Origin of the sequence: Saccharopolyspora galaxeae, from assembly GCF_016526145.1 — a bacterium.
Classification (GTDB): domain Bacteria; phylum Actinomycetota; class Actinomycetes; order Mycobacteriales; family Pseudonocardiaceae; genus Saccharopolyspora_C; species Saccharopolyspora_C galaxeae.
Map to the genome: position 1 here is coordinate 16,761 of NZ_JADDUE010000015.1, position 25,611 is coordinate 42,371.

The following is a 25,611-nucleotide window of genomic DNA, read 5'->3' on the forward strand; positions in this document are numbered from 1 at the left end:
TGTGGTAGGTTCCGCAGGGTGGACAGGGACCGGAAGATCCTTGATTCGGCAGCCGCGGTCTTCTTCGAGAAGGGGTTCCACGGCGCCAGCGTTGACGAGTTGGGCACGCGCGCCGGGCTGAGCGGCCCTGCGCTCTACCGGAGCTTCTCCGGCAAGGACGAGATCCTGGCGACGCTGTTCAACGAAGCTCTCGACGAACTACTGAGCGCGACCGCGCCGGTGCACGAGGACCCCGAGCAAGACCTGGAGCGGTTGATCCGGCACCACGTGCGTTTCGCCGTCGACCACCGGCACCTGGTCAACGTCTACCAACGGGAGGACCGCTCCCTGGTCGACCCGTGGAAGCGCCACTTCGCACGCAGGCGGCGCCAGTACGTCGGGCGCTGGGAGACGACCATCGGACGGTGCTTCCCGAGCGCGTCGCAGGCGAAGATCGCCACCGGCGCGCACGCTTGCCTGAGCGTGATCTTCTCCATCGCCTACTGGCCGAAGACCACCACGCGGCAGCCGGATCTCGCTGATGCGGTGACCGATTTCGTCCGCGCGGGGCTGGCCACGCTCGAATCCTGAGCGGAAAGCGGCGCACCGCAACGGAGTTGGCGGTGCGCTTCGGGCCGCGATCGGGGCACCGAGTCGTCGCTCAGTGGCTCCCGAAAGTCTCGATGATGGCGGCGGTGTTCTCCGCGACCCGCTCCGATGAGAGCGTGAAACTCGGCGAGTACAGCGCCGCGTGGTCGTAGCGCTTCTCCAGCGCCGGCAGGGCCTCGCGCACCTCGTCGGCCGTGCCGCACACTGCCATCTCCGCGAGCATCCGGTCCGAGACTGCGGCGATCATCGCTTCGTTGTCGTGGTTTCGGAAGGCGTCTTGGATCGCGGCGGCCTCTGCGCCGAAGCCGGCCGCCTCCATCACCGGCCCGTAGGACTTCGGCGCGACGTAGAACGCGATCTGGGCCGCGGCCTCGCGCCGTGCCTGCTGCGGGTCGTCGGAGATCGAGCAGATGATCACGCCCTTGAGCGCGACGTCCTGCGGGGAACGACCGTTCCTGTCCGCGCCGCGGGCGATCGCCGGGCGGACCACGTCGTCCAGGTAGCGATCGGTCAGGGTGGGATGGCAGATCAACCCGTCGGAGACCCGGCCGGCGACCTCCACCATGCGGGAGTTCACGCCCGCGGTGTAGATCGGGAGGTTCGGCCGCAGCGGGGCGGCGATGTCGGCCGTGGGCGTGATGTCGACGTTGTAGAAGCGTCCGTCGTGCCGGACCGGTCCTTCATGCAGCCGCCACAGGCGCCGCAGCAGCGGGACGAGTTCTTCCATGCGGGTGGCGGGGCCGTCCGGATCGGTGACTCCGTGCCACGCCTGCATCATCTTGCGGGTTCCGGTGCCCAGGCCGAGGGTGAACCGGCCACCGCTCATCTCGTCGAGGAACTTCGCGTCGTTGGCCAGCACCAGCGGCGACCGGCCGACCGCGTAGGCGATCGACGAGCCGACGCCGATGCGCTCGGTTCCCGCGGCCATCGCCGCGACCGAGACGACCGCCGAGCGGTTCAGGAACTCCCCCGACCAGGCCGCGTCGAAACCGGCCGCTTCCGCGCGCACCGCGACCGCCTGCGTGTCCCGCACTCCTCCCGCGAGCACCGTGATCCCTCGCGTCGCCATCTTTCGCCGCCTTCCGTCTGGGAAATCCTGCGATGTTGCGTGTTCGCGACCGGCCGTCCGGGAACGCGACTTGTTCTACTCCTCGGCTCAGCCGCGGAGCGGCTCAGCGCGTCCCCTGTACCTCGCCCGAGGCGGGAACCTGCGGAGGTTCGAGCCCCGCGGTGCGGTGCGCGGCTTCCAGGAAGGAGCGCACCAGACCCGGGTCCGCGTAGTACTCGTCCCCGGTCCCCTGCACCGCCCGGCGGCGGCCGTACTCGTAAAGCACGGCCAGCTTCCACAGCGCCAGCGCGGTGTACCAGTCCAAACCGGACAGATCACGACCCGTGCGGGCGGCGTAGCGGTCGGCGAGTTCCTGCCGCGACGGGTAGCCGTCTTCGCACATGGCGGTGCCGAATTCCGCGGTGGGCGTCATCGGCGTCCCGCGCTCCGGTACGGACGCGAGGAAATAGCCCACGTCGAACAGCGGATCGCCGATGGTGGCCAGCTCCCAATCCAGCACCGCGGCGACACGGCCAGGCCGCTCCGGGGCCAGCACGACGTTGCCGATGCGGAAGTCGTTGTGCACGACCGTGTGCCCGGACTCCGGCGGCACGTGCGCGTCGAGCCAGCTGTAGATGGCCTCGAAGTGCGGTGGTGGGCAGCCGTCCTCGTCGGCGATCAGGCGACCCATCCGGCGCAGGTGGCGCTGGTTGAAACCTTCCGGCTTGCCGAGGTCGGCGAGCCCGACCGCGTGCCAGTCGACCGCGTGCAGGTCGGCGAGCGTGTCGATCAGAGACTCGCCGACTTCCCGCCGCGCCTGCCGGGTGTCCAGTGGGCTGGGCGTCTCGGTGGTCACCACGGGCCCCTCCACGAGGCTCATCACATAGAGCGGGACGTCGAGCACCTCGTGGGCCTCCGCCGTGGCGAGAACGCCCGGTACTGGCACGTCGGTGGCGTCGAGGGCCCCGATGAGCCGGGCTTCCCGGAGCATGTCGTGCGCGCCCGGCGGGATCGGTGGTGGTGGCGGGCGGCGGAGAACCAACCGGCGCGTGCCATCGCTGACGAGGTAAGTCAGGTTCGAGTGCCCGTCACCGATGCGCTTGGTGTCGACAGGGCCATCGCACAAACCGCGCACGCGCAGGAAACCAGTGAGCACATCGAGGGTTTCCGGTGTCCACTCCCATACCATTCCGGACCTCACCTGCCCGTGAACCGCGGCGCGCGTTTGTCCTTCACGGCCGCCAGCGCCTCGGGCATGTCCTCGGTGCGGGTCAGCAGCGCCTGTCCGCGGTTCTCCAGCTCCAGCGCCGCCGAGTAGGAGCCGATCTCCTGGTTGCGCTGGATGGCGCGCTTGGACATGCGCACGCCGGCCGCGGAGTTGGACGCGATCATGCGCGCGGTCCGCACCGCTTCGTCGAACAGTTCGCCACCCGGAACCACCCGGTTGACCAGGCCGATCCGGTCCGCTTCCGCAGCGTCGACGAGCCGTGCGGTGAAACCGATCTCGGCCGCCTTCGCGGGCCCGACGATGCGGGTGAGGTTGTAGGAAGTGCCCAGCTCCCCGACCGAGAGGCCGACCTTGACGAAGGCGGCGCTGAACTTCGCGGTCGGCGCCGCGAGCCGGATATCCGCAGCGAGCGCGAGCGCCAGTCCGCCGCCGGTCGCAGGCCCATGCACCGCCGCGATGACCGGGAACGGCAGGTGCCGGATGGCTTGGATTCCGCCGGTGGCGGTCTCCTGGAACTTCAAGAACTCCCGGACTCCCATAGTGGTGATGACCTCGATCTCGTCGAGGTCGAATCCCGCGCAGAACGCGCGCTCACCGGCGCCGGTGAGTATGAGGGCGCGCAGACCGCTGTCGCGCAACGCGTGCGCGGCTTTGCCGTACTCGGCGAACATCTGCACGGTCTGCGAATTCATGCGGTCGGGACGGTTCATCCGCAGCACCGCGATGTCCTCATCAACGAGCTCGAGGCTGAGCGTTTCGAGCTCCGGAACGTCGAGAGCAGCCATCAGCCGCTCCTCCCCTCAAGAACGTGGTCTGATCACTGGCCGGTGAACACGGGTGCGCGCTTCTCCTTGAATGCCGTCAGCGCCTCGGGCATGTCGGCGCCGCGGGTCAGCAACGCCTGTCCGCGGTTCTCCAGCTCCAGCGCGGCGGCGTACGAGGAGACCTCCATGTTCGCCTGCAGCGCGCGCTTGGACAGCTGCACGCCGCCCGGCGAGTTGGCCACGATCGACTCGGCGAGCTCCAGCGCATCGTCCAGCGCGCGGTCCTCGCTGAGGCGGTTGATCAGTCCGATCTCGGCGGCTTCGGCGGCGCGCACGAGTCGACCGGTGAAGCAGATGTCGCCGGCCGCGGCCGGACCGACCAGTCGGGTAAGCAACCAGGAGGTACCGAGATCTCCAGCGGACAGCCCGATACGGACGAAGGCCGCGTTGAACTTCGCAGTCGACGAGCCGAGCCGGATGTCCGCCGCGAGGGCGAGCGCAAGTCCACCGCCCGCGGCGGCGCCCTCAACTGCGGCGATCACCGGGACCCGCAGCGACCGGATGGCCAGCAGGGCGCGCGCGGCGCGTTCCTGCTGGTCGAGCATCTCCATCGCGCCGAGGCCAGGCAGCTCGTCCGCGTCGGCGAGGTCGTAGCCGACGCAGAAGTTCGCGCCGGTGCCGGTCACGATCACGACTCGGCAGTCGTCCTCGGCGTCGAGTCCCAGCGCGGCGTGCTCGAGTTCGGCGAACATGGTGTCGGTCATTGCGTTGGACCGATCCGGTCGGTTGAGCGCGACCACGACGACGCCCGGGGATGGTTCGGTGAGTAGGAGGGTTTCGTAGTCGGTGTCCAAGCACTTCATCGGCTGCTCCCGGGATTTCGGCCACTGTCGTGGTAACGGTGTGCGAAAGCCGGGCGGAGGCTCGGCGTGCCCATCCCAGCAACGGCGAGGTCTTCAAGCCGCGAAGCCGCGGTCACCGCCGGGACCACACCGGCTCGCGCTTCTCGCGGAAGGCGCGTACGCCCTCGGTCAGATCTTCGGTGGTGAACGCGAGCGCGAGCTGCCCCTGCAGGTGGTCCAAGGCCGCGTCGAGGGAGAGGTCCCGAGTGCTGTTGATGGCGTCCTTGCCGAGTTTCATCAGCAGCGGCGATTTCACCGCGATCCGACGCGCCCAGTCGCGGACCGCTCCGTCGAACTCCTCGTCCGGAACGACCTTGTTGACGATCCCCAGTTCACGGGCCTCCGCCGCGGTGATCTTGTCGCCGAGCATCATCAGCTCGTTGGCCTTCATGCGGTCGACGTTGCGGTAGATCAGCGCGGAGATCATGAACGGGAAGGCGCCCACGTTGATCTCCGGGCAGCCGAACCGTGCCGACTCCTTGGTCACCACCAGATCGCATGCCAACGCCAGCCCGAAGGCCCCGGCCAGCACGTCGCCTCCGGCCGCGCAGAGCACCGGCTTGCCGAGTCCGCCGATGAGCTTGAACAGGCGCGGGAACCGGTACAGCCCGGCGTACTTGGTCACCGCCGGGCGGTCATCGGCGAACGCCTTGAGGTTGCCGCCGGCGGAGAAGATACGTTCGTGCGAGGACGCCAGCACGACGACGCGAACGTCGTCGTCGGCCTTCGCCGCGTGCAGCACGTCCAGGAGCTCATCGAGGAGCTCATCGCTGAGCGCGTTGCGCGTGTCCGGATCGTCGAGGGTCACTACGGCCACGCCGTGCTCATCGAGCTCGTACCGGACCAGTTCACCCGCCATGCAGAACCACCCTCCGTTTACGGTCCGACCTTTAGACCATACGACTCCGCGGATGGTCGCACAAGACCCCAATGCGCTCCACTGGCTTTGTAGCAGCGCTGACGAGGTTCGCTCCGCCGTCAGGCGTCACCGGGTCGTCGAGCCGCGGCGCGACTTGAAATCGAACATCTCGGCCGCGATGCGCCGCATCTGCAGCTCGTCCGTGCCCTCGGTCAACCGGTAGCGGCGATGGTGGCGGTAGATGTGCTCGAAGGGCTTGTGCCGCGTATAGCCGACACCGCCGTGCACCTGCATCGCGCGATCGGCCGCCGAGCATGCCAGCTGGTTGGCCCGGTAATTGACCATCGCGACCCGGCCGGAGGCCGAGGTTTTGCCGTGCCGGTCCATCAGCCACGCGGTCTTCTGGACGCTGTTGCGCACCAGCTCGGCCTCGGTCTGCAACTCCACCAGCTGCCACTGCACGCCCTGGTGTTCGTGCAGGGGTTTGCCGAACACGACGCGTTCCTGCGCGTAGCGGACACTCTCGTCGATGCAGAATTGGGCGGCGCCGAGCGACGAGGCGGCCTGCCGGAGGCGGTTTTCGTGGACGAATAGCTGCGCGCAATCCAGCCCCTTGCCGACCTCGCCCACCACCGCGGTCTCGGGCACGCGGACACCGCTGAGACGCACCTCGGCGTGATCGGTGGGCATGTTGAAAGTCCAGTGGTAGTACGGGATGTCGAACCCGGGCGTATCGGTGGGAACCAAGAACGCGGTGATACCGTCGGCTTTGCCGTCCTGCCCGGAAGTACGGGCGAAGACGAGATCCGCGGTGGCCACGTCGACCACGCTGTTGAACCGCTTGGCACCGTCGATCACCCAACTGTCGCCGTCCTTGCGGGCGGTGGTTTCCAGATGTGTGGCATCGCTACCGTGAGCGGGCTCGGTAAGCCCGAAAGCCAGCTCGATCTCCCCGTCCACCAACGGCCCGAGGTACTCCTGGCGTTGTTCGGCAGTGCCGAACTCGTGCAGCACCAAGGCAAGCGGCAAGTTGGCGACCACCGATGCCTCGTGCGAGAGCTCGGCGTGCAGGCCGGGGCCGAGCCAGGCCAGATGCTCCCGGATCGCCGCCATCGCGACGTTGCTGCCGTCGCGTCCGCCCAGCGCGGGCGGGAGCGGGAAGCGGTAGAAGCCCGCCGCGTCCGCGCGCCTGCGGGCCTCGGCCATCAGCTCGCGCCACTGCGCGGTCGGGATGCCGCCGCGCTCGACGTCGGTGCGCGAGAATTCCCTGCGGTGGTCGAAGAACTCCGGGTTGTGCACTTCGAGCGGCTTGATCTCGGCGGTGATGAATGCGTCGAGCTCGTCGATGAACCCCGCGATCTCAACAGGAACGGACCACTCCATCGGCTGCACTCCTTCCGTTGCCACCGCGGGCTTTCCACTGGTGGGCGGCGGTCGAGCGTATGGCGGGGTTCGGGGTTCGCAAGAGCGCAGCGACCAGGTGCGCTGTCGACTTCGACATCGTGGACTGCGCGTCCGGTCGAACCGGGACACCGGTGCGTGCTCTGCTGCCGGCCGTGCTGGATCTGAACGGAATCGCAGAACTACGTTCCCTCGTCGGACGGGAGCTGGGCACGAGCGGGTGGCACGAGATCGATCAGCAACGAATCACCGCGTTCGCGCGCGCCACCGACGACTTCGAGGCCATCCACATCGACCACGAGCACGCGGTGCGGGCGGGGCTCGGTTCGACCATCGCGCACGGTCTCTACGTGCTGTCCTTGGGGCCGAAGTTCCTCTACGAGATCTATTCCTTGCGGGAAGGTCCGTTCGGCCTGAACTACGGGTATGAACGGGTCCGTTTCGTCGCGCCGGTGCCGGTCGGTTCGCGGATCCGGATGCGCGCGACCCTGAGCCGCGCCGACGACATCTCGGGCGGGACGAAGTTCACCATCGAGGAGACCTTTGAGATAGCGGGGCAGGACAAGCCCGCGTGCGCGGCTACCGCGGTGATCGCCTACTTCCACTGATCGGCACGCGCCAGCACTTCGCGCCCGCGTTCGATCAGGTCCGGCAGGGTTCGCGCGGCGACTTCGAGGGACGGGTCGGGATGCGCGGCCTTCCGGTTGCGCTTGACCAGCGCGGCGATCGTCGAGGCCGTCTTGTAGTAGCTGTGCGCCAGGAACCAGTCCATAGCGGGCAGTTCGACGGGGCGAATCGCGCGGTACTCCGCCAGGAGTTCATGGACTGCGGGCATACCGGCTCCTGCCGCCGAGTTCGCCGGACCCCTGGATTCCACGAACGCGTGTACCGGATCGGTGTGCATGAGCAGCCACGCCAAGTCGATCCGGGGATCGCCGATCGACCAGATCTCCCAGTCGATGACCGCCGTCAGTTCCGGTCCGTCGAACAGCATGTTGGCCAGGCGGTAGTCCCCGTGCACCAGCGTCGGATGTGCGCAGCGATCCGGGATTTCGGCCACAAGCTTCTCGTGCAACTGAGCGTGTTTCGGGCAGAGCTCGGGGTCCACTGTGCTGAGCAGGCGCTCCCAGCGGTCCAGCTCTGCGGCGATGGGCACCACGGGCTCGTCGGCAACGCCGAGAGCAGCGAGTTCCATGGATTGCAGGTCGGCCAACGTGCGCGCAGCCGTTCGCGCCCGCGCATCGACGACCGCCGGGTACGGAGGGTCGTTCGCCACGTCCAGGCAAGGCTCGTAGGCGTCTCCGCGGACGTGGTGCATGGCGAAGAACGGCGGTGTGCCCGCATCTTCGAACAGCACCGGCGGGACGACCGCTCCTGCGGCGCTGAGCGACCGCAAGATCCGCGCCTGGCGCAGCACGTCGCGGTTCCGGACCGGTGCGAGTCCCGGAGGCGCGACCTTCAGCACGATCTGCTGCCGCGGCGCTCCCGGCAGGTCCAAGTCCGCGGCCAGGGTCAAGCTGGACACACCACCGTGCAGTCGGCGCAGACCGCCCACCCTGGCGCCGGGCCAGTGCCGCTGAGCTGCCGCGTCGGCCCTGGCGAGCAGGTCCGTCTCATCAAGTTCAGCCACACGGCCACGATTCGCGCGGTAAGCCACGCGCACAATCGTTCCGCAGCACCGGCACTGGAGAGCTCCACACCGGCAACGCGGCAACAACTTCGGCCGACCGCTCCCCCAGTGCTACAAGCGTGGCATGAACGATCGAACCAACACGCCGAACGAGCTGCTGCACCGGTTCCGGCTCGACGGGAAGGTCGCGGTCGTGACCGGTGCATCATCCGGGCTGGGTGTTGCCTTCGCGCACGGCATGGCGCAGGCAGGTGCCAGCGTGACGCTCGGGGCGCGACGCACCGAGCACCTGGAGCGAACGCGCGCGGCAATCGAGGAAACCGGTGCCGCGGCGATCGCGGCTCCCACCGACGTCACCGAACCCGACAGCTGCGACGCGCTCGTGGCCGCGGCGATCGAGCGGTTCGGCCACGTGGACGTTCTGGTGAACAACGCCGGCTACGGCGGGGAGTACCACCCCGCACAACAGGATCCACCAGAGCACTTCCGGTCGGTCGTGGACATCAATCTCAACGGTGCGTACTGGATGGCGCAGGCGTGCGGGCGAGTGATGCAGCCGGGCAGCTCGGTGGTCAACATCTCCAGCGTGATGGCGGTGACCACCGCGAAGATGCCCGCGGCGGGCTACAGCGCGGCCAAATCCGGAGTGCTCGGCCTGACACGGGATCTCGCCGCCCAATGGGGCGAGCAGGGCATCCGCGTGAACGCGCTGTTGCCGGGCGTTTTCCCGTCCGAGGCCACCGCGCACTACAGCGAGAACTACCAGCGAAAGGTCATCGACGCGCGGATACCGATCGGCAGGATCGGTGACCCAGCGGATGTGGCCGCCGCGGCCGTGTTCCTCGCCAGCGACGCCTCGTCCTACATCACCGGCGTGAGCCTGCCTGTCGACGGCGGTGTGCTGCTGCTCTAGCGAGCGTTGAAAGGTGGTTTGCGTCGTGGGTGCAGCGGAACCTCAGGCACCCGAGTCATCTCGGATGTCGACGATCACCTTGCCCACCGCCCTCCTCAGATCGATCAGCGAAAGCGCCTCTGCGGCCTGCTCCATCGGAAGCCGATGGCCGACCAAGGGACGGACCTGGCCTTGTGCGGCCATGTTCTCGAGTTCGGCCGTCAGCGTCCGGAGCACGTCCGGGTAGCGGCGCGCGTACGGTTCCAACGCGACGCCGACCACGCTGAGGTCCCGCAGCAACAACCGGTTGAGCTTGATCTCGGGAATCTCGCCAGCGGCGAACCCGACCACCGCCAACCTGCCGCCCACGTCCAACGAACGCAGCGAATCCGTGACGCGGTCTCCGCCGACCGGATCGACCACCACCTGCGCTCCTCGGCCGCCGGTGAGCTCCTTGGCCTGCTGCGCCCAAGGGCCACTGCTGAGCAGAACGTGTTCCGCCCCCGCCTCCCGCGCCGCTTGCGCCTTCACCTCGCTGGAGACCACTGCGACCGGCACACCGCCGCGCGCCCGGACCAGCTGCAACGTCGCCGTGCCGACTCCGCCCGAGGCGCCGTGGACCAGTACGACATCATGCGCCACGAATCCAGCGCGATACAGGGAAAACCACGCGGTCGCGTAGTTGAGGTACAGTGCCGCACCGGCGCCGAAGTCCACATGGGACGGCAGCTTGATGGTGTAGTCCGGCAGGGCGAGGGCGTATTCGGCCAACGCACCGAACACCGTCAGCCCGGCGACTCGGTCGCCCGGAACGAACGAGGATCCCGGCGGAGCCTCCCGAACCACTCCAGCGACCTCTCCGCCCGCGACGTACGGCACGGGCTGCGCATGCTGGTACATCCCGCGGGTTTGCAGCAGGTCCGGGAACGAGACTCCGGCCGCGTGCACTTCGATGAGCAGCCGTTGCCCTTCGGTCCACGGATGCGCCCCTTCCGGTGCGGGAATCTCGGTGATCGCGCCGGCTTCGGGTCCGGAAAGCTCGTTTATGACGAATGCGCGCATCAGGTCCGCTCCGTTCTGGCGATGTCAGGTCGAACGCGCCACGGCACGTTCACGGCTGGTCATGCGGTCTCCGGACGGCACTCGGCCGCCGCCGGATCGATCACGGAGACGGCTGGATGACCCTGCAGGCGGACGACCAGCAACGCGGTCTGGACGCTGAGCTGATCACTGGCGTTGCCGAGCACGTTCAACCCGGTGAGATCGTGCATGCGCTCGAACCGCAGCCGGACCGTGTTCTCGTGGACTCCGAGCCGTGCCGCCGCCGCGCGCACGCTGCGCCCGGTGTCGAAGTACTTCTGCAAGGTCAGCAGGTGGTTCGTCCCGCGCGGATCGCCGGCCAGCAGGGGACCGAGCACGTCGTCAACGTAGCCGCGCACCGATTCCGCGTCGCTGTTGGCCAGGAACAGCCTCGCCGGCCCCAGATCATCGACGGCGAGCACGCGGCGTTGCGACGAGGCGGGCACGAACCGGTCGACGCAATGCGCGACCTCCCGCGCCTCCCGATAAGCCCGCCGCAGGCGCGACGGTTCGCTCACCGACGAGACGCCCGCGATCCGATTCCCGGGCAGTCGGGAGGTGACCGCGTTCAGGGCCGTCTTCACGTGCGCGACCGTCGACATCGGGTTGGTTTCGCGCGGCGCTTCGACCAGCAGCACGGTTCCTTCCGACCCCCGTACGGCCAGCACGTCCAGGCGGAGCTGATGTTCGAGGTCGACAGCCAGCTGCTCGTCGTCGACGTCCTCGCGATCGCGGTCGAGGACGTAGGCGAGCACGCGCCGCGCGCTGATGTCGACTCCGAGGTATTCCCCGCTGCTGCGCAGATCCTGTTGATCGCAGGTCCCACGCAACAGTTGCCGGGCCAGCGACGCGCGCGCGTTCCAGGCGACGCTGGCGATTCGCCGTTGCACCAGGAACTCGCGCCCCAGATGCTCCGCCATGCGCATCGCGAGGAACGCGTCGATCGCGCGCAACGGGGTCGGATGCTCCAGCACGACCAGCCATCCGACCACCGCGTCGTCGACGAAGATCTCGCCGAGGAGTTGACGTCGGTACAGTTGCGCCACCGGGTCAGCGGGAACGACAACCGGTTTCCGTGCCTCGGCCGCGGCGGGAACTGCCGCGCGGCTCCGCGCGACCGGTGGGACCGAAGCCCGCTTGAATCCTTCCGGTCCGGCGCGGGCGATCAGGCGATCGTGCAAGTCGAACAGCGCGGTGACCTTGCCGGTCAACTCGGCGCCCGCGCGCACGATCGCCGACAGCCCTCCCCTGCCGCCGACGAGCCTGCTCAACCGCAGCTCGGCGGAATGCTGTTCGAGGAGTTCTTCGTAGGACAGCACGATGCACGCCCGCCGCAGCGACGTCAGCCCCGAGCCCGCACGAGCAAGGCATCGCCCTGACCGCCGCCACCGCACAAGGCTGCCGCACCGATTCCGCCACCGCGCCGCCGCAGCTCGTGCGCGATCGACAGGACCAGCCGAGCGCCGCTCATGCCGACCGGATGGCCCAGCGCGATGGCACCGCCGTTGACGTTGACCCGCGGCGGATCGAGCTCCAACTCGCGGGTCGAGGCGAGCGGAACCCCGGCGAATGCCTCGTTGATCTCCACCAAGTCGAGCTCGTCAACAGCTGTCGATCCGTCCCTCCGCAGCGCGTCACGGATCGCGCTGGCAGGTTGCAGCAGCAGTGATGGGTCCGGGCCGGCGACCGTTCCGTAGGCGCCGAGTTCGGCGAGCCAGTCGACCCCGAGCTCGGATGCCCGTCGCTTGCTCATCACCACCACTGCGCACGCGCCGTCCGAGAGCGGCGACGACGAGCCGGCCGTGATCGTGCCCTCGGAAGAGAACGCGGGCCGCAACCTGGCGAGTTTGTCCGCGGTGGTGGCCGGCCGGATTCCCTCGTCGTACTCCACGGTCCCCTTCCGCGCGGGGACCGGGACGATCTCCTCGGCCAGGTGGCCGCTCTCCGTCGCGCGCGCGGCGCGGGAGTGCGATTCGGCGGCGAAGGTGTCCTGATCGGTGCGGGAGATCTCCAGTCCCGCCTGGTAGCGCTCGGTCGCGGCACCCATCGGGACTGAGTCGAAGGCGCAGGTCAGCGCATCGTTCTCGAGCGAGTCCGGAATATCGCGGGTGCCGAACTTGCATCCTTCGCGCAGCCGGAGCAGGTGCGGGGCGTTGGACATCGACTCCATCCCACCGGCCACCACGACTTCGCACTGGCCGACCGCGATGAGCTGGGCCGCCTGCGCCACCGTCGCCAGTCCGGACAGGCAGAGCTTGTTGACGGTCGTGGCGGGAGCCGACATCGGCACCCCGGCCTCGACGGCCGCGATGCGCGCCGGGTTGGCGCCGTTGCCCGCCTGCACGACGTTGCCGAGCACCACGGAGTCCACTTCGGACGGTTCTACGCGTGCGCGGGTTAGCGCTTCCCGAACCGCGACGGCACCGAGTTCGGGGGCCGTTAGCTCAGCCAGCCCGCCGAGGAATCGCCCGATGGGCGTCCGCGCCCCAGCCACCAGCACCGCATCCTGCATTTCTCGCTCCCTCTCCGATGATTGCGCAGCACCCGAACCGATCCTCCGGCCGGAAACGATGAGCGGCTCCACCTCGCGTACCGCTACCGACGCACGCCCATGACCCCGCATACCGGCGCTTTCCACGGCAGTGCCTCGCGTTCGGCGATGAACCGGTCGAATCCGTCCGCGATCTCCGCAGGCATCGGCACAGTCCGGCGGGTGTCGAGGTCGACGTGCACCAGCATCAATTCGAGGGTGTTCGACAGCCGCCGGTGGGTCCGGTCCAGCAGGTAGACCATCATGTGCACGACCTTGTCGTTGCGGTCGAGCACTACCGGGTGCACTGAGAGCTCCTCACCCAAGTGAAGCTCGCTGTAGTACCGAATGTGGTGTTCGGCGGTGAACACACCCATGCGCCGCTTGGCCCGGTAGTCGTCGTCGATCCCGACCCGCTCGCAGACCACCGTCGTGCCGTCCGCGTTCAGCTCCAGGTAGTGACGCACGTTCATGTGCCCGTTGATGTCGATGAAGTCGGGCTGCACGACGGCTTCCACGAGCGTCGGCAGCTCCATCACCTGGTCGAACGTCGGCGTTTCCATGGCCGTCGCCTCTTTCCCGATGCGCGCTCGTGGTCCGCTCCGGCTCACGCCGCTCGATGCCCGAGGCCCTTGCGCATCCCCTCGATGATCGTCCGGGTCGAGTCCTCGGCCGCCTCCGGGCTCAGCCCCCATGGCGGCACAACGAGGTTGAGGTGGTCGTAGTGCGCGGCGTGCCGGGCCACCCGTTCGGAGAGCTGGTCCGGCGTGCACGCAACGCCGATCTCGTCGATGGCCTCGTCCGGTACGGCCGCCACCAGCGCATCGACGTCACCGCGGCGCGCAGCCTCGCGGATCGCCAGTTGTTCCTCGGCCCACCCGTGCATCTCGAAGAGCCGGTCGTAGACGCGGGACGGCGCGTACTGCCCGATCGCGTAGGCCAGCTGTCGGCGGGCGGCCTGCTCGTCCTCGTCCACCGAGCACATCAGGATGCCCTTCAAGGTGATCTCGCTCGACGAGCGCGCTGCGCGCGCGGTCCCCTTCTCCAGCGCCGGGCGGACGAGTTCGTCGATGTACCTGCCGGTGAACATCGGGTGCCCGACCAGCCCATCGGCGACCTTGCCGGCCGCCTGGACCATGCGCGGGTTGACTCCGGCGATCCAGATCGGCAACCGGTCCCGGTATGGCGGCGGTACGTCGCTGGTCGGGCTCACGTGCACCGTGTAGAAGCGTCCGTCGTGGTCGACCGGTCCCTCGTGCAGCTTCCAGAGCTTGCGCAGCACCTCGACGAGCTCTTCCATCCGCACCGCCGGGCTTTCGCCGCTCACGCCGTGCCAGTGCTCCATCATCTTCGGGGTCCCGTTGCCCAGGCCCAGGATGATCCGCCCTCCGGAGAGTTCTTCCAGGTCGCGCGCTTCGGCAGTCCACATCAGCGGTGACCGGCCGACGCCGTAGGCGATGTTGGAGCCGATCCGGACGTTCTCGGTCGCCGATGCCAGGGTCGCCATCGGCACGGTCGCTGAGCGGTTGTAGAGCTCTCCGGTCCACACGGTGTCGAATCCGGCCCGTTCGGCGTCCGCGGCGAGTTCGGCCGCCCGCCGGAAACGTTCCGGGCCGTAACCGGCGCTGAAAATGGTCGCTCCGTACATGGTGGATACCTCTTCCCGTTCCGCGTCTTCCGCACGAGTACGCGAGCGGATCTCGCCGCGCACACCCGCGTTGCGGGGTGCGGATCGTGCGCGGCGAGTCCGTTCGGTGCGGTCGGCCGCACCGGTCTGCTGACGGTCAGGCGAACTCCGGCGGGCGCTTCTCCAGGAAGGCCGTGATGCCTTCCTTGGCCTCGCCGTGCTCGAACAACCCCTGGATCTGGGACACCTCGTAGGCCATCCCCTCGCGCAACGGCACGTCGAAGGACGCATCGACGGTGCGGACGACCGCCTGTTGCGCCGGCAGCGACGGACCGCGCAGCTGCTCTGCCAGCGCCAATGCGTCCCGCTCAGCCTCGCCTGCCGCTGCGAGTCGGTCGATCAGCCCGATCGCGTGCGCCTCGTCGGCGGGCACCTGGCGGGCAGTGAGCATGATGTCGAGGGCGCGGCCGCGACCGACCAGGCGCGGCAACCGCTGAGTCCCGCCGGCGCCCGGGATGAGCCCGAGTTTGACCTCCGGCAGCCCGAATCGGGCCGCTGCACCGCCCACCCGCATGGTGCACGCCATCGCGAGTTCCAAACCGCCGCCCAGGGCCACGCCGTCCACCGCGGCGATGCTGATCCGCTCGGGCACGGCGAGTCGGTCCAGTGCCTCACGCAACGCATCCCCATACGCGGTGAACGACTCCGCGTCCACTGAGGACATATGCTTGATGTCCGCGCCGGCGGCGAAGAACCCTTGCACCGCCGAGGAAACGACGACGACCTGCACTGCCTCGTCCGCGTCCGCCTCGTCCAGCGCGCCGTTGATGCCTTCGATGATCGCCGGCCCGAGCGCGTTCGCCGGGGACCGGTTGAGGGTGATATGCAGGACGGCGTCGCCTTCCTTGCGCCACACCACGGCGGATCCGCTGGTTTCAGCCATCGCACCAAACCTCTTTCCTGGGTTGCCTACCGGGTCAGGCCCGCCGCGGGAACCGCCCGAACTCCGGAGGACGCTTCTCCTTGAACGCCTCTCGTCCTTCCCGGGCCTCGTCCGTGGCGTAGAACAGCAGGTTCGCGTCGTGGGCGAGCTGCTGGACACCGGACAACCCGTCTTCGGCGGCGTGGAAGCTGGCCTTCATCAGGCGCAGCGCGAACGGCGAGAGCTCCAACATCCCGCGGCACCACTCGATGGTCTCGCGTTCCAGGTCCTCCAACGGCACCACCGTGTTGACCAGCCCCATCTCGCGGGCGGTCGCCGCGTCGTACTGGCGGCACAGGAACCAGATCTCCTTGGCCTGCTTGAAGCCGACCAGCTGGGCGAGCAAACCGGCGCCGAAACCACCGTCGAACGACCCGACCTTCGGGCCCGTCTGGCCGAAGCGCGCGTTGTCGGCGGCGATGGTCAGATCGCAGATCAGGTGCAGCACGTTGCCGCCGCCAACCGCGTACCCGGCCACCATCGCCACGACGGGTTTCGGCAGCCGGCGGATCTGGACCTGCAGGTCGGTCACGTGGAACCGGCCGACCGCCCGAGCTTCCCCCGGTTCGGCGAGGTATCCGGTGTCGCCGCGGACCCGCTGGTCCCCTCCGGAGCAGAACGCCTCGGTGCCCTCGCCGGTCAGGATGATGACGCCGACGTCGGGATCTTCCCTGGCGTGCATCAGCGAGTCCGAGATCTCGACGAGCGTTTGCGGGCGAAAGGCGTTGTGCACCTCCGGGCGGCGAATCGTGATCTTTGCGATCCCGTCCCCGCTGTGCTCGTAGCCGATGTCGTCGTACTGCTGCACCGGCTGCCACAACACGTCGTCCTGCGCGCCCAATCCTCGTCCCTCCGCTGGCGATTCAGTCCGCTCGGTGCCCGTCACGCCATCGTCAGGCCGCCGCTGACCGACAGCGTCTGCCCGGTGACGTACCCGGCCGCGTCCGAGGCGAAGAAGGCCACTGCCGCGGCGATGTCGTCGGGCTCTGCGAGCCGGCGCATCGGCACCGCCTTGGTCATGCCGCCGATGACCTTCTCGGCGTCCTGCCCGGAGCTGTCCGCGAACTTGCGAAGCGCCGGAGTGTCGGTCGGACCCGGGCACACGGTGTTCGCAGTGATTCCCTTGGTCGCCACCTCGCGCGCGAGGGTCTTGGTGAAGGAGATGATCCCGCCCTTCGCCCCGGAGTACACCGACTCCAGCGAGGACCCGACCCGGCCCGCGTCCGAGCCGACGTTGACCACCCGGCCCCACCCGCGGTCGATCATCCCGGGCACCGCCGTCTTGACCACCCGCAGCGCGCCCTTGAAGTTGACCTCCAGGATGCGGTCCCAGAACTCCTCGGTGGTGTCGACGAACTTCATGAAGTCGTCGAAGCCCGCGTTGTTCACCACGATCTCGACGGGCCCGAGCTCGTCGGCCGCGGTCTTGAGCGCGGACTCGACCGATCCGGTGTCGGTCACGTCGACCTCGACCGGAACCGCCTTGCCATCACCACTGGTGATGGACCCGGCCGTCTCCTTCGCGCGTTGCAAGTTGAGGTCGGCCACGGCGACGCGGAAACCCTGGGCACCGAGGGTCTTGGAGATCCCCTCACCGATCCCCTGCGCACCACCGGTCACGAAGGCGACTCGATTGCTCATTGACTTCTCCCGTCCTGATCTGGTGCACGCGTGCGGGCCCACCAGCCCTCATCCCGACCTATCTCGCATACGATAATAAAGGACAGACCAAAACGGAAGTTCTCATCTGGCCCGTTGACACGAAGCACAGCGGACCGCGTCTTGCAGCCGCTCCCCCGGGAGGACGCCCGCCAGCACACCGGCGTCCAGCCACCCTCAGATCAAGCCTATGAACTGGGACAACGACGTTCCGAGGATTGCAGGACACTCCTGTGGGTCGTCCGAAAAGGGTCGGCGACAACTGGAGACCATCCGTGCGGAAACCTCGCGGGAAGATGCGGTCGAGAACGCTCGTTCACAAGTTCTGAACCAGGCCCGCCAGTTGCCGACGCGAGGAAGGTGATCGACTGCGGAACGCTCCACCGCACGACCGCGGCCACGACGCCGATCGATTCGCGAAGGGCACGGGCTTGCGCCGCCAAACACCTGCCGACGAACTCGCGGAGTACAGGAGCGTCCAGCCGTGTGCAGCGTCGTAGACCCGGCGCGCAGCCGCCACGGCATCGCCGATGCAGCGGCGGGTCCGACCGTCGGGAACGGGCGCCCAATCGCCCCGGAACGACCTCCCGGACTTCGGCCCGATCGACGCGTACGTCGGAAACGCCGCCCGCGCCACGGGGTTCGGCGCCGCGCACACCTTCGACCAGGAGTCCTGGCAGCGCGCTCCCGACGTCAACCTCACAGGCACGTTCCGCGTGCTCCAGGAGTGCCTGGCAGGTATGCGACAGCGCGGTTCCGGCCGCGTCGTGCTCATCTCCAGCACCGCGGGCACGCAGGGCATGCCTGCGCAAGTCTCGTACGCGACGACCAAGGCAGGGCTGATCGGGATGGTCAAGACCGTGGCCGCGGAGAACGTTCGGAAGGGCATCACGGCCAATGCTGTCCTGCCCGGGATGACGGCCAGCAGCGGTGTTCTGTCGATGCCATCGGAAGTCCAGGACGCCTGGCTCGGACGCCTGTCCAACGGGTTCGTCGATCCGGACGACATCGCCGACGGCGTCGCGTTCTTCGCCTCGCCGAGCGCGGGCATGGTGCCCGGGCAGCTGCTGACGATCGATGGCGGGATGAGCTCAACACGCGGTCGGTCACGTCGAGCGCCACGAAGGAACCCCGGCGGTGCTAGATGATGCGCACCGGGGCCAGCGCCAGCGACGGGCCGAGCGAGTCGATCACCCGATGCGCAGCCGCGTGCGAGATCCCGAACAGCGGACCGATCTGGCGCATCGTGAGGTTCGTGCGCCAGTACACCGCCACCAACAACACCCGATCCTCCAGCCGCAGCCGCCACTGCCGCCCAGGACGCCCATCCGCGATCGCCTCCCCACCACGGGCGTCCCGGAGAAGGCCAAGATCTTGTCAGAGAAACACGACTGGTATTAGAATCTAGTATCAGATTGCGTTGCACAATCTCAGTGCGGTCGTTGGTCTCTCGGCCCCTCGGCACTAGCTTTCCACTACCGACGGCACAACGATTCGGCCAGCAGAGACTGGCATGTCAAGCAAGGGGCCTTGCAGTCGGAGTATCGGACTCACGAAGCCGGGACGGCACGAGCGGTCACGCGGACGTTCGACACGGTATGCGAGTCAAGCGCGGATCGTCCCCGAACGGGACTCCCGGGCACCGGGGTGGACAACGGCACGCCGAGCGGCTAAACGGATTGCCGATTTTGGCGGGGAAGGCAGGGCCGGATGGACGTAGTGGACGCGTATCTCGCTGAGTACGGCCGCGGCGAACAGGAGCTGCTGCAAGGCGATCGCCTGAACGGTGCCGGCATCTTCGATGGCGAACGGGAATTCGTCGAGCTCGCCGACCGGGCCTACGACACCGACCAGCACGGCGTGTTCCGGATCCGGGCCGAGGAATCCGCGTTGCTGGTCATCGACATGCAAGAAGACCTCGTGGCGCCGGAAGGTCCGATGTGCGTACCCGAAGCGTACCGGCAGGTCCCCCGCATCAAGCGCCTGATCCAGCACTGCCGCGGCGCGGACGTGCCCGTGATCTTTACCGAAGTAACGATTCCGGACGACGCTCCACACCAATACCGGGACTTCTTCCCGCCGATACGCGCGGGGGCCGTGAGCGAGGGGACCCCCGGGATGCGCGTGTACCGCGAGCTGGCGCCGCTGGCTGGCGAGCGCGTCATCGACACCAAGTTCGGGTTCGACTCGTTCAACGGCACACCGCTGGACTACGTCTTGCGGCAACGCGGCGCCCAAACGGTGATCATCTGTGGGACGCTGACCAACTTCTGCTGCGAAACCACCGCGCGTAGCGCATACGGTCTCGGGTACCAAGTGGTCTTCGGCTCCGATGTGAACGCCACCGACAACGCCGAGGCGCAGCGGGCGACGCTGCGGACGATGCGTCGCGGTTTCGGCCGAGTACTCGACCACTACGCGATCATGTGCGCGCTCGACGGACGTGATGAAGCCTTCGAGGCCGCAGCTTCCGCGCTCGGTGCGAGTTAACGGTCGCCACGGAGCGCGAATCCGACCCGATTCGTCCGCGGATCTCTTCGCCCACTTCTGAAACGTGTTGATCACTTCTTCTCGCTCCGTCGGTCATCGCAGAGCGCGACTTTCCAGCAGGACCGATCCGGGCAGCTTTCGGATCAGTAGGTGCGGCCAGGAGCCGACCACGAGGGTCGAACCGCCCGTCGTCCAGCGTGGACATCGCAGCCGGGCGGCGCCGACTCGTCCGCAGTCGCAGTGGTCTCGCCTTGGCCCGCGCGGTCATGGGAGGGACTCGCCGTGCGGGAGCATCGTCGGGAGCAGCACCTTCATCGGGGTCATGACGGTCGCCAGGTTCCGGTCCAGCCGTTCCAGGAAGGTTTCGCCGGAATCACCACCGTGGGCCCAATTGCGCAGCTCCGCGACGAAAACCCCTTGGCAGGCGCTGGCGATGGCGATGGGTGCGACGTCCTCCAGCGAACCGCCGGCCCGCCCCGCCAGCCATCGGGCGATGACCTGTTTCCACCGTTCCCAATGCTCGTAGGCGCCCGAGCGCAGGTCAGGGCTGGTGTCGAGAAGTTCGAAGCGCTCCAGCCAGACACCGCTGCTCAGCACGGCTGAACGCGTCGAGGCGACCACCGCCCGCCGCACCTCGTCCAACTGGTCGGTGTCCTGCGGGGCCGCACCGAGCCGCGTGCCCAAAGCTTCGATCGTGTCGTCGAAGGCGTACCAGATGACACCGGGCTTGGAACCGAAGTAACGGAAGAAGGTCGTACGACCGATCCCCGCCGCTTCGACGATGGCCTGCACGCTTACGTGGTCGTAGCCGTGGCGCTGCATCAGGTCGACCGCGACACGCTCCACCTCACCGCGAGGGGAGGCCGGTGGTCGTCCGGGGCCTCGACGAGCCGAATCAGAGGACATCGCACGAGTTTAGGAGACGGTCCGCGACCGCCGAGCGATCATCGGTAGATTTCGGTACTGAGTACCACTATTGTGCCGGAAGAGCCGCGACCGTCCGAACAGGGCAGTCCGAACCGGCAAAGTCGATAGCAGAGCGTGATCACGGAAGGTGCGCATCATGGGGAAGCTCGATGGCAAGGTCGCCATCATCACCGGCGCCGCTCAGGGAATGGGCGAGACCCACGCACGACGGTTCATCAACGAGGGAGCGAAGGTCGTCCTCACCGACGTCAACGACGACCGGGGCAAGCAGCTCGTCGCCGACCTGGGTGACAACGCCCTGTTCCTGCACCACGATGTAACCGAACCGGCCGACTGGCGCCACGTGCGTCAGGAAGCGGAGCGGGCGTACGGCGCGGTGACCGTGCTGGTGAACAACGCCGGGATCCTGGGACCCATCAGCTCGACGGCAGAGTTCGACGAGGACGAGTACCTCAAGGTATGCGCAGTCAACCAGCACTCGCAGTTCTACGGCATGAAGACGGTCATTCCCTCCATGCAGAAGGCGGGCGGCGGCGCGATCGTCAACATCTCATCCACGGCGGGCATGGTCTCGATAGTCGGCGCACCGAACCTCGCCTACGTCGGCAGCAAGTTCGCATCCCGTGGCATGACCAAGCACGTCGCGGTCCAGTACGGCCCCGACAACATCCGGGTGAACTCCGTACACCCCGGCTACATCAAGACCCCGATGATGGAGGCCGCGACCGACGAGGACGGCGGTGGTATCGCCGGGCAGGTGCCGCTGCGCCGCATGTCGGACCCCGAGGAGGTCTCGAACCTCGTCCTCTTCCTGGCCTGCGATGACTCCTCTTACATCAGCGGCATGGAACACGTCATCGACGGTGGCCTGACAGCGCAGTGAGCTCCCCGACCGGCGAGGCGGCCGGTTGCTCCAGGAGGCCGGGGAGGGCGGACAGCGGCAGCCACGTCCGCCCTCCCGGAACAGAGTTGCCTCGGCCGACGCCGCAGCCCGCGTCCGAAGCCCACGGGTACGGTCCGGGCCAGGGAGGACGGCTCGCAGCGAGGCGAACGAAGGCGGGTGAACAATGCCATCGGCAGCGGCGGGTGAGCACCTGGGTAGCGTGAGCATGGCGCTCTACCTGCACGACGATGAACCAGAGCGAGCCGCGCGCACCCTGCTGGAGCAGGCTCGCACCGCCTTGGACGGCGGGTTCCACGGAATCACCATCAGCGAGCACCACGCCGGATTCCCCGGCTACGTCCCGGTACCGGCCACGATGGCGGCGACGATCCTCGGCGCCACGCGGCGAGGATGGGTCGCACCGAGCCCGATCCTGCTCCCGCTCCGCCCGGTTCCGCTGGTCATGGAAGAGATCGCCTGGCTCGCCGCGTCCCACCCCGGTCGGGTGGCCGCCGGCCTGGCGGCCGGTTACTCCCAGCGCGACTTCGACGTCTACGAACTCGATCGGAACGCGGCAGCGAAGACCTTCCGCGCCCAGCTCGCCGCGTGGCAAGAACGGACAGCCGACCATTCGGCGCCGCTGCACGACGATCCGGCGATCTCCGGTGTGCTGCCGAAGACCCCGGTGCTGGTCTGCACCGGCGGTCCGAAGATGGCGGCACTGGCCGCACGCAACGGATTCGGCCTGTTCCTGCCGCCGGTCGATGATCACGCGAAGAACCGGCCAGCCATCGATTCGTACCGCGCGGCAGACGGAATCGGCCCATGCCTGGCCGGGCAATGGGTATGGCTAGGCGAACCGCCACCGGCTGGGCTGGACGCCCTTGCCCAGGCGTACCCGGACGTCGACGACTCCGGGAAGCAAGCCTACGCGCCGGGCGTGCTGCACGAACACGACCCCAATTCGCTGGCCGATCGACTGCACCAGCTGATGATCGACCTGGGCCTGACCGGGATCAGCCTGCGCGTGCACCTGCCCGGCGTCGACGCCAAGACGACCAGCACCCAGATCCAGCTGCTCGCCGAAAAACTCGTCCCCCGCCTCGAGGCCCGGCTCTCGGAGTAGGCGCTACTCCCCGATCGTCTCCTGATCAGCTTGGGAATTGGGGCGCAGGGCACCGACTCGCCGACGCACGAACCGTTTCAGCAAGTCGCGCCCCACCTCCGGGCGCGGACGGCTATCGGACTTTAGAACTAGCGGACCAGCCGGAAGAACTTCCGCAGCTCTTCGACGAAGATCTTGGGCTGCTCCAGCGAGGCGAAGTGCCCGCCGGCCGGCAGCTCGTTCCAGTACCGAATGTTGACCAGCCGGGTCTCCGCGCGGGCCCGCGGAACGCGGATCATCTCCTTCGGGAAAATCGAGCAGCCGGTCGGCACGGTGATCTGATCCCGCGGCAGATCGGCAAGGCTCTCCCAGTAGATCCGAGCCGCCGACGCCCCAGTGTTCGACAGCCAGTACAGCATCACGTTGTCCAGCAAGGCATCCCGGTCGACCGCGTTCTCCGGGTGGCCGACGCAGTCGGTCCAGCCGTGGAACTTCTCCACGATCCAGGCGAGCTGCCCGACCGGGGAGTCGGCGAGACCGTAGCCGAGGGTCTGCGGTTTGGTCATCTGCTCGACGAAGTAGCCGGTGCCGCTGGTTCCGTAGTCGGCGCTGATCGCCGCCCCCTGCTTCTCGAAGTCGTTCATCGACTCCGGCGGGTCGGGTTCGGCGGCGAGGTCGACGTACGGGATCGGCAGGTGCACGCCGACGACCCGGTCCGGGGCGATAGCCGCGAGCCGCGCGGACACCACCGATCCCCAGTCCCCGCCGTGCGCACCGAAACGCGGGTAGCCGAGCCTGGTCATCAGCTCCGCCCACGTATCCGCGATGCGCTTCACTCCCCAACCGGTGGAGCTCGGCCGACCGCTGAAGCCGAAACCGGGCAGCGACGGGACCACGACGTGGAAGGCGTCGGCCGGGTCCGGCGGGTCGGTGAGCGGTTCGACGAGGTCCAGGAACTCCCGGACCGATCCCGGCCAGCCGTGCGTCAGGATCAGCGGAAGCGCTCCCTCGTGCGGAGACCGCGCGTGCAGGAAGTGGATATCCACACCGTCGATCTCGGTACGGAACTGCTGCGCGGCGTTCAGTTTGCGCTCACACCTGCGCCAGTCGTATCCGTCCGCCCAGTAGGCGGCCAGGTCCTGGATGTAGGACAGCGGGATGCCCTGCGACCAGTCCTCGACGGGCTGTTCACCGGGCCACCGAACGCGTTCCAGACGAGCGCGGAGATCGTCGAGCTGATCCTGTGCGACGTCCAGTTCAAACTGCTTGACCTGATTGTTCACGCTGCTTCCCTTCCCGATGCCGATGTCGGAGGTCAGTCGTGGTGGGCGGGGTCGAGGTTCGAGCCGAGTGCTGCTGCGTCCTGCGGAAATCCGGTCGATCGGTAGAACGCGAGTTCGCGATCCCCTTGCGCGCGGGCGGTTTTCGCGAGCAGCGTCCGCGCGGCGCTCGCCTCGGGGCCGTCGAGCAGCGCCGAGGCCACGCTCATGGCGTGCTGCTTGAGGCGGCGGTTCTGCCCGGCGAGCTCGGCCAGCGGCACGCTCGCCTCGTCCGGCGCGGGTCCCGCCTCGGCCAAGCTGGAGTCGATCTCTGGGCGATCGCTGCCGGACAGGGCGCTCAGTGCGGTCAGCAGGCTGCGGTATTCGTGGTTCTCCACGACCTGGTATCGATACTCGTGCTCATGCGTGTCGAGCAGCCAGTCGAAGGTCGCGAGCATGAGTTTCGCTTGCTCCTGCGCAAACTCCGCGTCCGCGGGCAGCGCGGGCAGGATGGTGTCGCAGAACCGGCGGCGCATCGACTGCAATTGCTGGGTGACGGTGGGAACCACGATCAGTCCTTCGCCAGTATCCGGTTGAGCTCGCCGATGAAGTAGCCGCCCAGCCCGGAGATGTAGTTGTACATGACGTCAAGCTCGGTCATCTGGACGTCGGCGTTGCGCGGCCCCGTGCCGATCAGTGAGACCACGGCCCAGTACAGGTTGAGCACCAGGTAGTACTCCAGGCGCTCCCGGTCCACCGGCAGGCAGGAGATCCGCTCGTACTCGGCGATGAACGTGTCGGTACGCACTAGGCCGGAGTTGAGGTAGTGGCCGGCCCCGTCCGGGTGACCCCAGCCGGGCAGCATCGCGTACGCGAGGTCCGAATGCCGGTCGCCGAGATGTCCCAGCTCCCAGTCCAGGATCGCCGTGATGTCCCCGGAATCCTCATCGAACAGGAAGTTCCCGTTCCGGTAATCCCCGTGCAGCAAGGAAACGTGGTCGACGACCGGTCGGTTCTCGGACAGCCACTGCCGGGCCAGCACGACGGTCGGGTGGGGTTCGAGCGCGTCCTCGTCCCAGGACCGGTTCCACATCGCCAACCGCCGATCCACCGCGTCCGTGGTGTCCGGCCGGGGCAGGTCGAAACCGCTCAGGTCGTCGCCCGACCAGTCGTGCGCGTGCAGCCTGGCCAGGTGCTCGACGAATTGCGGGGCGAGCAGCCGCCGCAGCTCCGGCCCGTACGCGGTGCCGAGTCCGGTCGCGGGCGGGACGTTCCTCGTCGGGGACGGTACGCCGGGTGCCCTGCCGCAGATCAATGCCGGCTCGCCGAAATCGTCCGGGTCGGTGCTCACCCAATACGGCTCTGGCACAGGGATCACACCGTACGTCGCCTGCAACAGCTGGAACTCGCGCTCCACCTCGGTGACGCAGATTCCCGACGGCGCCTTCACTCGCAGCACCAGGTCGTCGCTGCGATCACCGCGTAGGAGCCGGAAGCGGTACGACTCGTTGGCACCTCCGCCGGATAGCCGGGCGAAGTCCTGGACCGTGAACGGGCTTTCCGCCCTAGCGGCGATGAAACGCTCCAGCCGCTCGCGCATCTCCTCGATGGGGCGTCGGCCGCGGTGTTCTCCGGCTGCTCTGCGCCGCAACTTCTCGTCGAAACGCTGGGCAAGGTTCCGCTCGACGGAACAGCGCGGCGGGTCGTCAGCGCGTGTTCGTACTGTCATAGTCCGACCTCCTTGTCGGGCTATCGGG

The 25,611-nt window shown here is 68.0% G+C and carries 26 protein-coding genes and 1 pseudogene; 7 read left to right on the top strand and 20 right to left on the bottom strand.

Features of this window, described 5'->3' with window-relative positions; translation table 11 throughout:
• The first annotated feature begins 18 nt into the window (after positions 1–18).
• Positions 19–570: a TetR/AcrR family transcriptional regulator gene (locus INP57_RS29870; protein ID WP_200073072.1), complete on the top strand. Its 552-nt coding sequence runs from the start codon at positions 19–21 to the stop codon at positions 568–570.
• Between the two features lie 70 nt (positions 571–640).
• Here INP57_RS29870 and INP57_RS26435 read toward each other — a convergent pair whose 3' ends face one another.
• The 6 genes from INP57_RS26435 to INP57_RS26460 all read right to left on the bottom strand — a co-directional run bounded on the left by INP57_RS26435 (position 641) and on the right by INP57_RS26460 (position 6,688).
• Complete coding sequence (locus INP57_RS26435; protein ID WP_200073073.1) at positions 641–1,657, bottom strand: LLM class flavin-dependent oxidoreductase; 1,017 nt, start codon at positions 1,655–1,657, stop codon at positions 641–643.
• A gap of 103 nt (positions 1,658–1,760) precedes the next feature.
• Complete coding sequence (locus INP57_RS26440) at positions 1,761–2,825, bottom strand: phosphotransferase family protein (RefSeq protein ID WP_200073074.1); 1,065 nt, start codon at positions 2,823–2,825, stop codon at positions 1,761–1,763.
• An 8-nt stretch (positions 2,826–2,833) separates the two neighbouring features.
• A complete protein-coding gene (locus INP57_RS26445; protein ID WP_200073075.1) occupies positions 2,834–3,649 on the bottom strand; it encodes an enoyl-CoA hydratase/isomerase family protein in 816 nt (271 codons plus the stop codon).
• 32 nt (positions 3,650–3,681) lie between these two features.
• Positions 3,682–4,491, bottom strand: coding sequence for an enoyl-CoA hydratase/isomerase family protein (locus INP57_RS26450; protein ID WP_200073076.1), 810 nt, complete (start codon positions 4,489–4,491; stop codon positions 3,682–3,684).
• 112 nt (positions 4,492–4,603) lie between these two features.
• Positions 4,604–5,389: an enoyl-CoA hydratase/isomerase family protein gene (locus INP57_RS26455; protein ID WP_200073077.1), complete on the bottom strand. Its 786-nt coding sequence runs from the start codon at positions 5,387–5,389 to the stop codon at positions 4,604–4,606.
• 126 nt (positions 5,390–5,515) lie between these two features.
• Positions 5,516–6,688, bottom strand: coding sequence for an acyl-CoA dehydrogenase family protein (locus INP57_RS26460; protein WP_307850295.1), 1,173 nt, complete (start codon positions 6,686–6,688; stop codon positions 5,516–5,518).
• 236 nt (positions 6,689–6,924) lie between these two features.
• On the opposite strand from INP57_RS26460, the gene INP57_RS26465 reads away from it, so the two are divergent.
• Positions 6,925–7,398, top strand: a complete 474-nt coding sequence (locus tag INP57_RS26465) for a MaoC family dehydratase (RefSeq protein WP_200073079.1) — start codon at positions 6,925–6,927, stop codon at positions 7,396–7,398.
• Here INP57_RS26465 and INP57_RS26470 read toward each other — a convergent pair.
• Positions 7,386–8,420, bottom strand: a complete 1,035-nt coding sequence (locus INP57_RS26470) for a phosphotransferase family protein (RefSeq protein WP_200073080.1) — start codon at positions 8,418–8,420, stop codon at positions 7,386–7,388. The two genes, INP57_RS26465 and INP57_RS26470, sit on opposite strands and share 13 nt — an antisense overlap.
• A 124-nt stretch (positions 8,421–8,544) precedes the next feature.
• On the opposite strand from INP57_RS26470, the gene INP57_RS26475 reads away from it, so the two are divergent.
• Entirely contained in the window at positions 8,545–9,333 is a 789-nt protein-coding gene (locus INP57_RS26475) for an SDR family NAD(P)-dependent oxidoreductase (protein WP_200073081.1), read from the top strand.
• 42 nt (positions 9,334–9,375) lie between these two features.
• Here the strand turns inward: INP57_RS26475 and INP57_RS26480 are convergent, their stop codons facing one another.
• The 8 genes from INP57_RS26480 to INP57_RS26515 all read right to left on the bottom strand — a co-directional run bounded on the left by INP57_RS26480 (position 9,376) and on the right by INP57_RS26515 (position 17,172).
• Positions 9,376–10,374 (bottom strand): NADPH:quinone oxidoreductase family protein, encoded by a 999-nt coding sequence (locus INP57_RS26480; protein WP_200073082.1) that lies wholly within the window; start codon positions 10,372–10,374, stop codon positions 9,376–9,378.
• A gap of 59 nt (positions 10,375–10,433) precedes the next feature.
• Positions 10,434–11,711, bottom strand: coding sequence for a PucR family transcriptional regulator (locus tag INP57_RS26485; protein WP_200073083.1), 1,278 nt, complete (start codon positions 11,709–11,711; stop codon positions 10,434–10,436).
• 23 nt (positions 11,712–11,734) lie between these two features.
• Complete coding sequence (locus INP57_RS26490; protein WP_200073084.1) at positions 11,735–12,904, bottom strand: acetyl-CoA C-acyltransferase; 1,170 nt, start codon at positions 12,902–12,904, stop codon at positions 11,735–11,737.
• Positions 12,905–12,987: 83 nt separating this feature from the next.
• The gene (locus INP57_RS26495) at positions 12,988–13,485 is read right to left on the bottom strand and encodes a thioesterase family protein (RefSeq protein ID WP_200073085.1); all 498 of its coding nucleotides are present in this window, start codon (positions 13,483–13,485) and stop codon (positions 12,988–12,990) included.
• Positions 13,486–13,529: 44 nt separating this feature from the next.
• Entirely contained in the window at positions 13,530–14,570 is a 1,041-nt protein-coding gene (locus tag INP57_RS26500) for an LLM class flavin-dependent oxidoreductase (RefSeq protein ID WP_200073086.1), read from the bottom strand.
• 136 nt (positions 14,571–14,706) lie between these two features.
• Positions 14,707–15,492, bottom strand: a complete 786-nt coding sequence (locus INP57_RS26505; RefSeq protein WP_200073087.1) for an enoyl-CoA hydratase/isomerase family protein — start codon at positions 15,490–15,492, stop codon at positions 14,707–14,709.
• Between the two features lie 34 nt (positions 15,493–15,526).
• Entirely contained in the window at positions 15,527–16,372 is an 846-nt protein-coding gene (menB, locus tag INP57_RS26510; protein WP_233628336.1) for a 1,4-dihydroxy-2-naphthoyl-CoA synthase, read from the bottom strand.
• A 41-nt stretch (positions 16,373–16,413) separates the two neighbouring features.
• Complete coding sequence (locus INP57_RS26515; RefSeq protein WP_200073088.1) at positions 16,414–17,172, bottom strand: SDR family NAD(P)-dependent oxidoreductase; 759 nt, start codon at positions 17,170–17,172, stop codon at positions 16,414–16,416.
• A gap of 548 nt (positions 17,173–17,720) precedes the next feature.
• Between INP57_RS26515 and INP57_RS26520 the strand changes: the two genes are divergently transcribed.
• On the top strand, positions 17,721–18,338 hold the full coding sequence (locus tag INP57_RS26520; RefSeq protein WP_200073089.1) for an SDR family oxidoreductase: 618 nt from the start codon (positions 17,721–17,723) through the stop codon (positions 18,336–18,338).
• 7 nt (positions 18,339–18,345) lie between these two features.
• Here INP57_RS26520 and INP57_RS26525 read toward each other — a convergent pair.
• A pseudogene (locus INP57_RS26525) lies at positions 18,346–18,522 on the bottom strand (helix-turn-helix domain-containing protein); the annotation flags it as partial.
• 378 nt (positions 18,523–18,900) lie between these two features.
• Between INP57_RS26525 and INP57_RS26530 the strand changes: the two are divergent.
• Positions 18,901–19,680 (top strand): cysteine hydrolase family protein, encoded by a 780-nt coding sequence (locus INP57_RS26530; protein ID WP_200073090.1) that lies wholly within the window; start codon positions 18,901–18,903, stop codon positions 19,678–19,680.
• A gap of 264 nt (positions 19,681–19,944) precedes the next feature.
• Here the strand turns inward: INP57_RS26530 and INP57_RS26535 are convergent, their stop codons facing one another.
• Positions 19,945–20,526 carry an acyl-CoA-like ligand-binding transcription factor gene (locus INP57_RS26535; RefSeq protein ID WP_200073091.1) on the bottom strand — a complete coding sequence of 194 codons (582 nt, stop codon included), beginning with the start codon at positions 20,524–20,526 and terminating at the stop codon, positions 19,945–19,947.
• A gap of 217 nt (positions 20,527–20,743) precedes the next feature.
• Here INP57_RS26535 and INP57_RS26540 point away from each other — a divergent pair, with 217 nt between their 5' ends.
• Together INP57_RS26540 and INP57_RS26545 are read left to right on the top strand one after the other, a co-directional pair.
• Positions 20,744–21,490, top strand: a complete 747-nt coding sequence (locus tag INP57_RS26540; protein WP_200073092.1) for a glucose 1-dehydrogenase — start codon at positions 20,744–20,746, stop codon at positions 21,488–21,490.
• A gap of 184 nt (positions 21,491–21,674) precedes the next feature.
• Positions 21,675–22,616 carry an LLM class flavin-dependent oxidoreductase gene (locus tag INP57_RS26545; RefSeq protein ID WP_200073093.1) on the top strand — a complete coding sequence of 314 codons (942 nt, stop codon included), beginning with the start codon at positions 21,675–21,677 and terminating at the stop codon, positions 22,614–22,616.
• Positions 22,617–22,744: 128 nt separating this feature from the next.
• Here INP57_RS26545 and INP57_RS26550 read toward each other — a convergent pair whose 3' ends face one another.
• The 3 genes from INP57_RS26550 to INP57_RS26560 are packed head-to-tail and all read right to left on the bottom strand — an operon-like array spanning position 22,745 to position 25,583.
• Positions 22,745–23,878, bottom strand: a complete 1,134-nt coding sequence (locus tag INP57_RS26550) for an epoxide hydrolase family protein (protein ID WP_200073094.1) — start codon at positions 23,876–23,878, stop codon at positions 22,745–22,747.
• A 32-nt stretch (positions 23,879–23,910) separates the two neighbouring features.
• The gene (locus tag INP57_RS26555) at positions 23,911–24,423 is read right to left on the bottom strand and encodes a hypothetical protein (protein WP_200073095.1); all 513 of its coding nucleotides are present in this window, start codon (positions 24,421–24,423) and stop codon (positions 23,911–23,913) included.
• Between the two features lie 2 nt (positions 24,424–24,425).
• Positions 24,426–25,583 carry a phosphotransferase family protein gene (locus tag INP57_RS26560; RefSeq protein ID WP_200073096.1) on the bottom strand — a complete coding sequence of 386 codons (1,158 nt, stop codon included), beginning with the start codon at positions 25,581–25,583 and terminating at the stop codon, positions 24,426–24,428.
• Positions 25,584–25,611: the final 28 nt, after the last annotated feature.